The following is a 12,858-nucleotide window of genomic DNA, read 5'->3' as shown; positions in this document are numbered from 1 at the left end:
TTATGCGCTTTGATCGTCGTCCGCCCCAAATGCGAGACGCAGCGCATAAGTGCGAATGTCCTCAGGCCATGCAGCGACCCGTTTTTTCAGTGCCGGTCGGTCGTCGGCGAAAAGGGCGCGCGTCGCTTCCTCGTACCCATGCAGATCGCCCGCGATTGCATGCATAAACTGGTAGGCGGCGTCTTGTGCTGCCTGCCATTGTTGGCGCAAAGCCGCCCCTTTTCGCGCCTCTTCGACGAGACGCCTTAGCGTTGCGGACGCACCACCTGATTGCTCCGCCAGCCATTCCCACTGTCGCGGCAGCAAGGTCACCTCTCGGGCGACGACACCGAGCTTCGGTCGGCCACGCAGTGCCTTGCTATGCGTTTCCTCCGAGTCCGCCGAGCCGGTCGCGGTTTCAGCTTTGGTTCGATAGCGTGCCGGGTACGCCTTCTGAGGCAACAGCCGTTCAAGAACTTCTGCATCGGTTCCGCGCAAATCAAGATCAATGGGGCGCCCCGTCGTGTCATCGAAGACGAGGACTGCACCAACCTCATCCGGAGAGCGCTTTTCCACAAAAGCCACCTCAGACAATGGGCCGCTCAGCAGCAATCTTTTCCCGACAAACGCCGTAAAGGTCTCTGCAGCAGGATCGGACATTGCGCACTCCTTAGGATAGAGGCGCGTTTATTTCCCGGATGAAATGACCGCGTCAATTATACCCGGGTAAAATATTGTGCTGTCCTATCGTCGTGGGCCGGTCGCGTCTCTGATATCCACCTTCGTCCGAACTGCTTGCCTGCTGCCTCTCTTGCAGTGAGTGGCATCACGGGACCAGCGGGATTTCGGCCTCGCGTGCCAGCGTGGCCAAAACTGATGGTCTCGCCGAGATGCGCGTAGACGATGATGCCATCGAGCGAGTTCCACGCCCAACGCCGCCATCCAGTTCAGAACGGCTAAGCCAAGGTGTAATTTCTGTCCGCCGTGACTGAAATCAAACCGCCGCCCCTGCGCGAAAACAATCATCAGCTGAGCGGCAGTTGTTCTGGCCATTCTTGCGCACCACGCTAAGGAGTCTATTTGTTGTCTCGGCAATCAAACGGGCGGCGACGTTCGTCGTTGTGGGCCAAGCGAGCCGACCGCATCAAGCTAATCTTTTGGGGATGGCAGCGGCGTATGCCTGTTCGCCAAGCGACTTGAGCATGGCGAATTCCAGGGGGCATGGCGCAGTTACGCAACGTCTGGCAGGCCCCCAATAAGCTTGTCCAAGGTCATCGGATAGTGTCGCAGGCGGATGCCGGTCGCGTTATGAATCGCGTTCGCGATCGCTGCTGAAACTCCGCATAGTCCGAGTTCGCCAATGCCCTTCGCCTTCATTGGCGAGGAAACCGGATCAGTCTCATCCATAAACACGACTTCCTGGTGCGGGATGTCCGCGTGAACCGGCACTTCGTAGCTGGCCAGATCGTGGTTGACGAAAAACCCGCGACGGGTGTCGACGGCAAGTTCCTCTGACAACGCCAGACCGGCGCCCATCGTCATCGCGCCAATCACCTGGCTGCGGGCCGTAATCGGATTGAGAATGCGGCCGGCGGCACATACCGCAAGCATGCGGCGAATCCGCGTCTCGCCCGTGGCAACGTCGACGCCCACCTCCACGAAATGCGCTCCGAAGGTCGATTGCTGATGGCTGTCTGAAAGCTTCTCCCACTCAACCTTGTCTTCGGCAACGAGGCCGTCGGCGCCCGCCACTTCGGCAAGCGGAACCGAACGCGAACCGGAACGGACCTGACCATCTTCAAAGACGACGTCCTGTTCGTTGAAGCCGAGCTTCTTGACGATATCTTCACGAAGCTTGACGCAGGCTGCGTAGACGCCTGAGGTCGAGCAGTTCGCGCCGAACTGCCCGCCGGAGCCTGCAGATACGGGAAAGCGAGAATCGCCAAGCTGCACGGCGACCTTGTCAATTGGTAGGCCCATCATTTCCGCCGCGGTTTGGGCGATGATCGTGTAGCTCCCGGTGCCTATGTCCGTCATGTCGGTCTCGACGGTGACGACCCCTTCCTTGTCCAGACGGACGCGAGCGCCCGATGGCACCAGAAGGTTGTTGCGGAACGCAGCCGCAACACCGGAACCGATCATCCAGTTGCCTTCGCGACGAGAGCCGGGTTGAGCTTGCCCCGGCCAGCCAAACCGTTCCGCTCCAAGCTTGAGACAACCGACAAGATCGCGATGCGAAAACGGACGTTCGGGCTTTTCCGGATCCACTTGTGTGTCGTTGAGGATACGGAACTGAACTGGATCCATTCCGAGCTTTTCGGCCATCTCATCTATGGCGATCTCGAGCGCCATCAGTCCGGGCGCCTCCCCGGGTGCGCGCATCGCGTTGCCCTCGGGAAGGTGCAGCGTCGCCAGTCGCATCGCCGTCATGCGGTTTTCACCGGCATAGAGAAGACGGGTCTGCATGGCAGCCGTTTCAAGCTGGCCGCCGGGCTGATCGCCCGACCAGCTTTCATGGGCGATTGCCGTTATTTTTCCATCGCGAGCTGCACCGATGCGGATGCGCTGAATCGTTGCTGGACGATGTGTCGTGTTGTTGACGAGGAACGGCCTCGGCAGTGCGACCTTTACAGGCCGCTTTGCAGCCTTCGCACCGAAAGCGGCCAGAACAGCGTCGGCACGCAGGAACAGCTTACCGCCAAAGCCGCCGCCGATGAATGGCGACATGAGGTGGATTTTCTCCGTGTCGACACCGAGCGTCGTTGCAAGGTCGGACCGCCACCAGTCGATCATCTGGCTAGAAGTCCAGACCGTCAACTCGTCACCATCCCAGGCGGCGATGGAAGCATGCGGCTCCATCATCGAATGTGACTGGTCCGGCGTTGTGTAGGTCTCGTCCAATGTCACCTCTGCGGACTTGAACGCACCTTGGAAATCTCCCACGGCGGTATCGGGCGGGGCGCCGCCCGCATCTTCCGGCTTGACTGCCGAGCCCATCGCCTCGGCGAGATCGTAACTACCCTGCTCTTCCGTGTAATCTACCTTTACTAGAGCTGCCGCTGCGCGTGCCTGTTCGAAGGTTTCGGCGACGATCACGGCAATCGCCTGATGATAGTGCTGGATCTCATCGCCACCGAAAAGTATCGCGGTATTGTACTTGCCCTTCTCAAGTTTGCCGACGTCAAGCGTCGTTACCACGGCACGCACGCCTGGCGCGCGTTCGGCAGCTTCGATATTCATCGAGATGATGCGGCCCTTGGCGATGGTCGATCCGACGGGATAACCATAGGCATAGGCTAGGTTCGGATCATGCCACTCATAGGCGTACATGGCCCTCCCCGTTGTCTTGAGCTCACCGTCGATGCGGTGAACGGGCTGACCGACGATTTTCAGCTGGTCGATCGGATTGGTCGTTGCGGGTGTATCGAACTTCATGGCAATTACCCCCTCGCTTCGGCGATTACAGCGCCGAGTGTGCGCTCCACCAGATCGATCTTGAACTTGTTCTGCTCGGTCGGACGAGCGCCGTTGAGGAGAGCTTTCGCTGCGACCTTCGCTCCCTTTGAGAGTTCGTCATCCGCAGCTTCCACGCGCCACGGCTTATGAGCAATGCCGCCGATTGCCACCCGGCCAGTACCATCAGGCTGAATGACTGCACCCACAGAGACCAGAGCAAACGCGTAGGAAGCGCGGTCGCGGACCTTGCGGTAGATCTGTTTTCCTCCAGTTGGCGGCGGCAGCACCACTGCGGTGATAAACTCACCCTTTTCCAAAACCGTTTCGATCTCAGGGGTATCGCCCGGCAAGCGATGGAAGTCGGCGATTTGGATTGTTCGGCGGCTACCATCGACCTTTACCGTCTCGATAACCGCATCGAGTGCGCGCATGGCAACGGCCATGTCACTGGGATGCGTGGCGATACAGCTATCACTCACACCCACCACGGCGTGCTGGCGACTGAAGCCGCCAATGGCGGAACAGCCACTTCCCGGCGAACGCTTGTTGCAGGGCTGTGCGGTGTCGTAGAAATATGGACATCGTGTGCGCTGCAAGAGGTTACCTGCGGTTGTTGCCCTGTTGCGAAGCTGGCCCGAAGCGCCTGCAAGCAAGGCGCGCGACAGGAGCCCATAATCACGTCGAACAGTTGGATCGGCAGCAAGGTCGGTATTGCGAACCATCGCTCCTATGCGCAGGCCTCCCTCAGACGTCTTTTCTATTGTGTCGAGCTCGAGACCATTCACATCGATCAGATGTGTCGGCGTCTCGATCTCGAGCTTCATCAGATCGAGGAGATTGGTGCCGCCTGCAATGAACTTTGCTCGCGAGTTCGAGAAGGCGGACCTTATTGCAGCCTCGATAGATGAGGCCTTTTCGTAGGTGAAGGCTTTCATGCTTTTGTCCCCGCAACTTCGACGATAGCCTCGACAATGTTGGAATAGGCGCCGCAGCGACAGATGTTGCCGCTCATCCTCTCGCGAATTTCGCCCTCACTCACCGATGTCTGCGCATTAAGATCCAGCGTGACATGGCTCGGAATGTTTGCCGCGATCTCCTCAAGCACCGCCACGGAGGAACAGATTTGGCCCGGGGTACAGTAGCCACACTGGAAGCCGTCATACTTGACAAACGCCGCCTGCATCGGGTGCAGATTGCCGGGCTGTCCCAGGCCCTCGATCGTCGTCACGTCGTCACCGTCATGCATCACGGCAAGCGAGAGGCACGAGTTGATGCGGCGTCCACCGACCAGTACGGTGCAGGCCCCGCATTGCCCGTGATCACAACCCTTCTTGGTTCCGGTCAGTTGAAGGTGCTCGCGGAGAGCGTCGAGAAGGGACGTGCGATTGTCAATATCGAGGTCTCGGACCTGTCCGTTGACCTTCAACGATACGCTTGACGTGTGTTTCATGGTTTCTCCTCCTGACTGGGCTGCCGCTCCCCTGGTGACAGTGGTGGCAGCGACGGTCGCGGCCGAAGATATAAGTAAGTTTCGGCGTGAAAGTTCAAATATGCTGGTGCCTGGCATGGCCAGTTCCACTTCATCGATAGAAGAAATCAAGGGTTTCGCATCAAGGGGCGAGAACGCGGATCATAGAAAACTGACCCGTGAACGAATGAGCAGTGGAAGGAGTTCCCGATAGGCGTTGTTCATAGCGCGAAAGGACCGGCTCGGAGGATCGAGTTCCATTGCCGATTGTGGGGGCAGACGTCGGTCTTGACACCAAATCCTGAAGAGCGGTTTTAGCCGTCGCCCCGATCGATGTGTAGCCGCTTGCACTTATCACCCAACGTCTGCCTGCCGTCAGTGACCAATTCGAGCCCAGTGTCATCCGGAAAGTGAAGGCTAGCGGCTCGGGCTAGGTATCCGGTGCACGCAAATTCCACGGCTGGCGGGATCTCATATTTAACTGCAAACGACAGGCAGCGCTCTTGCCTAACACGCCGACTGATTTATCGAAGATGATATCTCAAACATCTGCTTATCCATCGCAGTAATCTCGTCAGAAACTACCTGTCTGAGTTCTTGCGCGAACTCCACCACCATTGGCGATCTATCACCGGAGGGGTAGATAGCTGCGAAATCGAACGCTATTTCCGGGTAGAAACGGCGTACTTCAATCCTGCTGAGATCAGCACCGAGAATAGAAAATAGATCAACGATGGCAATGCCCAAACCGTTCGAAACATACGTGCTCGCCGTGTTTGAGAAGAGGGTCTGAATTGTACTGCCGACAGTTACGCCTGCGAGGCGGAGTACGGAGTCGAGTTGTAGACGCAGGAGACTACTGCTGCCGAGAGTCACCATAGCTTCTCCGGATAGATCAGTCACGGAAACTGTTTTCTTCTCTGCAAGCGGATGATTTTTGGGCAGAATGCAAATCGCGTATGATGTCGGCATACTCAAGCGAGCGATCTCGTCGCGTTCTTTCGGCACTCTTCCAATCCCCAAGTCGACTTCGTTGTTTCGAACAGCATCGAGTATGTGGACTGACACTTCGGACTCAATAATGATATCAATGTCGGGATTCTTCTGCCTGAACCTACGAATTGCTTCTGGAAGCGTCCGAGACGAAAGGGTGGGCATCGCGGCGATTCGCAATTGCCCGCCTCTGTTATTTCTTAGCGTCCGGGCAGACTCAAAAACTCGGTCTAGGCCATAAAAATAGCGCTCTACCTCACGATATAAGATATGCGCATGACTGGTTGGCGTGATCCTTCCAGAATGTCTTGCAAAAAGGGTCAGGCCAAGATCTGCCTCTAAATCTTTGATCAAGCGCGTCACAGCGGGCTGCGTGACGTGTAGGATTTTGCCTGCTCCCGTCATGCTGCCCGAAACCATCACCGCACGGAAGGCCGACAAGTGTTTTGGATTGATCAAAGCAGGGTTATTGGCGACCAATATTATCATCTCCTCGTACATGCTCATCACTCCATAACAAAGCCTTATGGGGCATGACAACTTTCTATTGGATGAGATCAAAGGGCTCCCGTAAGTTCTCCTTCAAAAGAAGAGGGAAAGCAAAATGCCTGATATAATTGGAGAATACATCGACCGTCTGGTGACTGTCGAAATACGTAATCGCGGTATGAACCACAACATCATCGCGCCAATCTATGACGAAGCGCGGCGGGAAGGGGGTGGAAGACCTATTACCGCGAGAGCGGCTGAAGCTTTGGTGAAAAACGTCGGGGCCGGAGATGTCGTCCTTATTGTAACGGGGGCCGGCTACGCACCTGAAGCGCCGTGGGGCGAAAGTGACGGCCCTCCCGGCGCTGCTGCCTTGGCAAGAGCGATTTACTGGGGCCTGAAGGCAGTTCCGGTTTTTGTAACCGAAGTCTGCCACGCGCCTCCGATGGTAGCCTCCAGCGAGGCGGCTCACTTGATGATCCGTGACTTCGATCTCGCAAAGAACCGAAGGATGGGAGCAGCGATTGAGACTGCACCTGAAGATCAGGACGCGATTGAGGCTTGGGCCGGTAAACTCCTCGATAAAACCGCGCCGAAAGCAATCATTTCGATCGAAAGGCTAGGCCCCAATGAAAATGGGATCGTACACTACTCTACCGGCGTAGCGCCGAAAGGATGTGTCAATATCGCTCCGTTATTTGATCAAGCAGCCCAGCGAGGAGTTCTATCGATCGGTGTTGGCGATAACGGAAACGAGATTGGTTTCGGACGGATCCATCCTTTCATGCAGGATTTCCATCCATATGGACGCGAGACCCAGACCGATAAGCCAGGCGGAGCTATTACAGTAACGCCCACAGACATTTTCCTCCCTGCGTCGATCTCAAATTGGGGTGCATACGGGATCGCGGCAATGTTGGCGTTCCTTCTAAAAGATAAGGATCTCGTCCAAACTCCTGAGCTCGAAAAACGTATTGTCACAGCCTGCCTCGATTCCGGTGGGTGGGAAATGCGCTATTGCACCAACCGCTTCATCGTAGATGGCGCTGAGGGCGAGAGTGGGATGGCAATCGTTCAACTTTTACGGGACATGGTTCGCGTAAATATTGCTGAACCAGATCGCGGACTTTCCCACGGAAAAATGAAACAGATTGCTGGAGCTAAGCCATGATTTTCAAGACCATCCTGTCGGGCCTTTTGTGGGTTGGTACAGCACTGACCGTAACGCAACCTGCCGCCGCACAAGACTATCCAACCCGCCCGGTTCAGTTGATCGTGCCCTACGCACCCGGAGGCCAGGGCGATATCACGGCGCGGCTGATTGCGCAGCATCTCAGTCCTGCGTTGGGTCAGCCCGTGGTTGTTGAGAACAGGCCGGGTGCGAACGGCTCCATTGGCAGTGCATTCGTCGCAAAGTCAGAGCCTGATGGCTACACTCTTGAGGTCGTCGTTCAATCGCACGTCCTTGGAAAAGCACTCATGCCCAATCTGACTTACGATCCTGTCAAGGATTTTGCGCCGATTTCCCTCATGACCCGAACTCAGCTCGGTTTGGTCGTGCCTGCAAGTCTGTCAGTTAAGAACCTCCAGGAGTTTGTAGCGCATGTAAAACAGCACCCAGGAGAACTGGGGTTTGCCTCCGCGGGCCACGGCAGCAACGCCCACGTCTTCGCTGAGTGGTTTTTGGATACTGCCGATCTGGACATGATCCATGTTCCATACGCCGGCAGCGCCGCGGCGCATCCGGACTTGATTAGCGGTGTGGCAACTATGGCATTCGATACTTTGGCCTCCGTCAAGGGTCTCGTTAGCGACAAGCGTCTCAAACTTCTCGCTGTGGCGGGAGCGGAACGCCACCCCGAATTTCCGGATATTCCAACAATAGCAGAGTCTGGTTTTGCTGATTACGATGCCTCTTCCTGGAGCGCACTGCTAGCACCTGCTGGAACCCCAAACGAAATCGTTGATCGCCTAAACAAGGAGGTCGTTGCTGTGCTTGCACGCGAAGACGTTGCAAAACGGCTCGCAAGCCTGGGCGCGACAATCGTCGCAAGTTCGCCGCAGGAGGCAGCGGAAACCATGAATGTCGAAGTTGAGAGATACACTGATCTAATCGGGCGCCTTAAACTCGCACAGTGAAAAATCGCCGCGTTGCCGAGACGCGGCGAAACAATTTGAGGGGAAATAATGTATAAAAATCAAACGAACCAACTCGCAGTCTCGATCAACAAGGATGTCGTTGCAGGTGTCCTGTTCTTCGGCTTTGCTGCCGCATTCGGGTATATGTCAACTTTTTACCCTGTGGGTCGCGCGGCTCAAATGGGACCTGGCTATTATCCTGCCCTTCTTTCTGGAGCCCTCGCTTTCCTAGGCATAGCCTTAACTGTTACAGGCAGCCGAAAGCCGTCGGTTCGACTGATCTTTGTTCGGCCTACCGCACTTATCGCGGTGCTCGCCACGCCGCTTGTCTTCGCCCTAACACTGCGCCCACTGGGCTTTGTGCCTGCGGTTGCTCTTGCTTCCTGGGGGGCAACCATTGCCGCGCCGGTCATGAGTGTTAAGCACCGTGCTCTTTCGGCAGCGTGTCTGGCAACTGGATGTACCGCGGTATTCATCTGGGCACTCGGTGTTCCCTTGCCGCTGTTCGGCTATGTTCTGGTGCGGTGAGGGCTTAAACGATGGAACTCTTTGACAACGTCCTTCTAGGACTACAAACAGCAATGACGCTGCAAAACCTGCTCTACTGTCTAATCGGTTGCTTACTGGGTACTCTCATTGGTGTGTTGCCAGGGGTGGGCCCCACAACTACCATTGCACTCCTTCTCCCAATCACTTTTGGCCTGGATCCATCGACATCATTGATCATGCTGGCGGGCATCTACTATGGTGCGCAATATGGCGGGTCTACGACCGCGATCCTCGTGAACTTGCCAGGAGAGGCCTCATCGGCGGTCACCGCCATTGACGGTTACAAGATGGCGCAGAAAGGCAAGGCGGGCGCTGCCCTTGCGATTGCTGCCATCGGTTCATTCGTCGCAGGTACAGTGGCAACGGTTGTTGTCGTTATATTTGCGCCGCCTCTTAGTAGGCTCGCGCTGAGCTTTGGGCCTCCTGAGTACTTTTCGCTGATCGTTCTCGGTTTGATCTTATCTGTGACGCTCGCAAGCGGCTCCGTAATCAAAGCGTTGGCGATGATTATTTTGGGTCTGCTCTTTGGCCTGGTTGGTGCCGACATCTACACTGGCATTCCGCGTTTCACCTTTGGGCAAGTCTCCTTAATGGACGGCATTAATTTTGTAGCCTTCGCAACAGGTATCTACGGAATTTCCGAAATTCTTTCCAACTTGGAGGATGGAGTGCTTCCCGTTTCGCCGGACAAGTCGGCTAGTTTGATTTAGCCCTGATGAACTGCCGAGGGGAAGCCATCTTGAGCGCGGAATGTGGATGGATTTCATTATAGTCCTCGATCCATCCGTCGATGAACTGGAGCGCTGTTTCTGCGTCCGGTAGTGCTGCGATGCGGATATAATCCCGCTTCAGGGTTTTGACGAAAGCCTCTGACATGCCGTTGGACTGCGGGCTGGCGACCGGCGTGAAGCAGGGCGTTAGATTGAGTGCTTGCGCAAACAGCCTCGTGTCCCGTGCTGTATAAGCCGAACCGTTGTCCGAGAGATGCTCGATAGCGTGCGGGGCTCGGGTTGCATGGAAGCGTTTCTCGACCGCCTCCAGCATCATGTCACGCACATCCGAGCCGGAGATGCCAGCATTGGCGACCGCCGTCCAGGCGATGATCTCCCTGTCGAAAGCGTCGATGATGAAGGCGAGACGGATGACCTCGCCGTTCCAGCAAGTGAACTCCAGCCCATCCGAGCACCAGCGCAAGTTCGAGCGCATGACCATGACCTTGCCGTCATGGATGCGGCCCTTGCGAACGGCCGTATGCTTCTCCAGCAACATGGCGTGGTTGCCCATGATGCGGTGAACCCGTTTTGCGTTGACGACAGGCTTATCGGCGGCTCGCCTTTCGCGATTGAGGAGCGCGGCGATCCGCCGATAGCCATAGGTTGGCCTTTGATCTACCAGCCTGCGAATGATGGGCAAAAGCTCTGCATCCTCGGCCTTGTGATAGGAGCCGCGCGGCTTCGATCTGCCTTTCAGCCGCTCGATGAGGTTGGAACGGGATACGCCCAGCGTGTCTGCGACGGCCTTCATCGCGAACCGTCCTTCGGCAACAAGATCGGCCGCGATATCCGTTTTTTTGAGTCTGCTTTGGACAAGGCTTCCCGAAGGATTTCGACCTCCATCGTCTTGCGGCCGAGCATGCGCTCCAGCTCGCGGACGCGATCTTCCAGCTTCTTCACTTCCGAATTGCCGACCACCGGCTCGTCAGAATCCACAGCTGCAGCACCTCCCTCGCTCAAGAGCCTGCGCCACCGATAAAGCAGATTGGGCGCGACGCCATGGCGGCGAGCGGTGGACGATACCGTCTCGCCTGGTTCGAAACTCTGCTCAATGATTGTCAGCTTTTGCTCGGTTGTCCACCGCCTGCGGCGAACATCACCCGTCAGCAATTCAACGTGTCGATAGTCGTTAGACATAAGCCTATACCCAAGCCTGTGCTTGAGCCTTTCTGCTTATGCCGACTGTCCGGTCGAAATGGGGGGCAGTTCAGAGGATGATCCGAGCCGGAAAAGCAAAGTCGCCAAACCAAAAGGGCTGCTGCCTTCCTGGTCCGAAATAAAACACTCCATCGCTCCGATTCTTCGAGGTACGGGGCTTGGATCCGTCATGGGTGTTTTGCCGGGCGGTGGAGCGACGCTGTCTTCCTTTGCGTCATACGCCTTAGAAAAGAAGCTATCCCGACGTCCCGAAGAGTTTGGCGAAGGGGCGATTGAAGGGGTAGCAGGACCGGAGTCGGCGAACAATGCGGGAGCCCAGACATCGTTCATTCCGATGTTGACTTTGGGTATCCCAGGTAACGGAGTCATGGCTATTATGATCGGGGCCCTGATGATTCAGGGGATCCAGCCTGGTCCCAGCGTTATGACTACAAATCCTTCCCTATTTTGGGGGCTGCTTGCTTCAATGTGGATCGGCAACTTCATGCTGCTGATGCTCAACCTACCTCTCGTGGGCATATGGGTAAAACTTTTGTCCACGCCTTACAATTTTATGTTCCCTGCCATTCTCCTGTTCAGCGCGATTGGTATCTACTCGACCAACATGAACAGTCTGGACTTGGGACTAGTGGCGATGTTCGGCTTTCTGGGCTACATCCTTTTAAAACTGGACTGCGAACCTGCGCCGTTTCTAATGGGTTTCATTCTTGGCCCATTGCTCGAAGAAAACCTTCGAAGAGCCATGATGTTCTCAAGGGGAAATCCAGCTACTTTCGTTTCCAGCCCATTAAGCGCGACACTCCTATTCATCGCGCTTGTCGTCCTGACGTTGATGGTTCTTCCATCAATACGTCGACAACGCAAAAAGGTTTTCGCGGAGTAGCGTAGTGGATTAAGGCTGCAACCTGCCGGGAATGCGGGAAAACAGCCATATGACTTCCCACATGTTTTTCAGTTCACTCTGTTCTCGCTGGGGTGTCCTTCGAGACACCCCATCCTTGCCTCGTACCCCTCGGCTGCGACCATGATCAATCGCCCGCTCGACCGGAGTTCGGTCTTCGCCCATCCCGACGCCGAAGAGCGCTAGATCCACGAGTAGGCCTTGAGCTGCCGGCGCGGAGCGACCGACTTGGCCCTATTTTAAGGTGCTTGGCATCTTCTTGTTCTCCTGTTGCGAGATGAGTGATCAGCAATCGGATCGGAAGAACTGTGAACGCCGGCAATCGTTATCGGCGGTCTTGCCGTAGAATCTGGGCTCTCCGGCGTTATCGCAACCTAGCTGCGCCGTCTGGTGACGGGTACTCTCTAGGTAGCACCCGTTAATCTCCTGTCAGTCGGCGCAATGACACATTGAGACCTCTTGTGGAACGATCTCGGCCTCATGGGTAATCCTATTGCACTACATGCTTCATCAATGTGCATATATTGGCGGTTGGAGAGCTGCCTACGTCTCAAGTGCTCCACGTATCAAGCACCCGCCGAAGCAAAGACACCAGTGTGTCGACCTTTTCCCGCGATAATCCCTTGGTCGTTTCCGCATTGCCCTTACGCAAAACAGCGCGGCCACCTGGCAACCGTGCGAGTGCCGCCCCCCTCAACGATAACGGGCTGGACCGCCTATCTTGCGGATCAGGCTCACGCTTGATCAAGCCGTCCCGCTCCATCTGCGGCAGCATTTGCGCCATGATGGGCTTCTCTACCTTTGCCCAACGTGCAAGTTCGATTTTGGAAAGCCGGACGCCATCCTTAATTGCTGTAAGCACCGGCAGTTGCGCGAACGCGAACCCGACCGCGCGTAATCGCAGAAGACGGTTAGTTAACAGAGGTATCAAGGTGAGCGATCAGCAACCTCGG

The 12,858-nt window shown here is 56.2% G+C and carries 10 protein-coding genes and 2 pseudogenes; 5 read left to right on the top strand and 7 right to left on the bottom strand.

Annotation, left to right across the window (positions count from 1 at the left end):
• From HQN82_RS20150 to HQN82_RS20130, 5 genes are all read right to left on the bottom strand, one after another.
• A complete protein-coding gene (locus tag HQN82_RS20150; protein ID WP_173615706.1) occupies window positions 1–639 on the bottom strand; it encodes a DUF2239 family protein in 639 nt (212 codons plus the stop codon).
• A 570-nt stretch (window positions 640–1,209) separates the two neighbouring features.
• Window positions 1,210–3,414 (bottom strand): aldehyde oxidoreductase molybdenum-binding subunit PaoC, encoded by a 2,205-nt coding sequence (gene paoC / locus HQN82_RS20145; protein ID WP_173615705.1) that lies wholly within the window; start codon window positions 3,412–3,414, stop codon window positions 1,210–1,212.
• Window positions 3,415–3,419: 5 nt separating this feature from the next.
• Window positions 3,420–4,370: an FAD binding domain-containing protein gene (locus HQN82_RS20140; RefSeq protein WP_173615704.1), complete on the bottom strand. Its 951-nt coding sequence runs from the start codon at window positions 4,368–4,370 to the stop codon at window positions 3,420–3,422.
• Window positions 4,367–5,002: an aldehyde dehydrogenase iron-sulfur subunit PaoA gene (paoA, locus tag HQN82_RS20135; RefSeq protein ID WP_173616024.1), complete on the bottom strand. Its 636-nt coding sequence runs from the start codon at window positions 5,000–5,002 to the stop codon at window positions 4,367–4,369. The genes HQN82_RS20140 and paoA overlap by 4 nt, the downstream gene beginning before the upstream one ends.
• A gap of 408 nt (window positions 5,003–5,410) precedes the next feature.
• Complete coding sequence (locus HQN82_RS20130; RefSeq protein ID WP_234904882.1) at window positions 5,411–6,397, bottom strand: LysR substrate-binding domain-containing protein; 987 nt, start codon at window positions 6,395–6,397, stop codon at window positions 5,411–5,413.
• 103 nt (window positions 6,398–6,500) lie between these two features.
• On the opposite strand from HQN82_RS20130, the gene HQN82_RS20125 reads away from it, so the two are divergent.
• The 4 genes and pseudogenes from HQN82_RS20125 to HQN82_RS20110 all read left to right on the top strand — a co-directional run.
• Window positions 6,501–7,556, top strand: a complete 1,056-nt coding sequence (locus tag HQN82_RS20125) for a glutamate cyclase domain-containing protein (protein ID WP_173615703.1) — start codon at window positions 6,501–6,503, stop codon at window positions 7,554–7,556.
• The gene (locus HQN82_RS20120; RefSeq protein ID WP_173615702.1) at window positions 7,553–8,524 is read left to right on the top strand and encodes a Bug family tripartite tricarboxylate transporter substrate binding protein; all 972 of its coding nucleotides are present in this window, start codon (window positions 7,553–7,555) and stop codon (window positions 8,522–8,524) included. Before HQN82_RS20125 ends, HQN82_RS20120 begins: the two co-directional genes overlap by 4 nt.
• Before the next feature lie 48 nt (window positions 8,525–8,572).
• Entirely contained in the window at window positions 8,573–9,052 is a 480-nt protein-coding gene (locus tag HQN82_RS20115) for a tripartite tricarboxylate transporter TctB family protein (protein WP_173615701.1), read from the top strand.
• 11 nt (window positions 9,053–9,063) lie between these two features.
• Window positions 9,064–9,735, top strand: a pseudogene (locus HQN82_RS20110) (tripartite tricarboxylate transporter permease); the annotation flags it as partial.
• Between the two features lie 34 nt (window positions 9,736–9,769).
• Here the strand turns inward: HQN82_RS20110 and HQN82_RS20105 are convergent.
• Window positions 9,770–10,983 (bottom strand): IS3 family transposase gene (locus HQN82_RS20105; RefSeq protein ID WP_173614602.1). Its coding sequence is split into 2 segments (ribosomal slippage): window positions 9,770–10,647 and window positions 10,647–10,983, totalling 1,215 coding nucleotides; the frame shifts between segments, so codons are not numbered across the junction.
• A gap of 76 nt (window positions 10,984–11,059) precedes the next feature.
• Between HQN82_RS20105 and HQN82_RS20100 the strand changes: the two are divergent.
• Window positions 11,060–11,887: pseudogene (locus HQN82_RS20100) on the top strand (tripartite tricarboxylate transporter permease); the annotation flags it as partial.
• Between the two features lie 568 nt (window positions 11,888–12,455).
• Here the strand turns inward: HQN82_RS20100 and HQN82_RS20095 are convergent.
• Window positions 12,456–12,836 carry a MarR family winged helix-turn-helix transcriptional regulator gene (locus tag HQN82_RS20095; RefSeq protein ID WP_173615699.1) on the bottom strand — a complete coding sequence of 127 codons (381 nt, stop codon included), beginning with the start codon at window positions 12,834–12,836 and terminating at the stop codon, window positions 12,456–12,458.
• Window positions 12,837–12,858 lie beyond the last annotated feature (22 nt).

Origin of the sequence: Agrobacterium pusense, from assembly GCF_013285525.1 — a bacterium.
GTDB lineage: Bacteria > Pseudomonadota > Alphaproteobacteria > Rhizobiales > Rhizobiaceae > Agrobacterium > Agrobacterium pusense.
The sequence above is the reverse complement of the archived record's forward strand: the minus strand, read 5'-3'. Positions and strand labels throughout refer to the sequence as shown.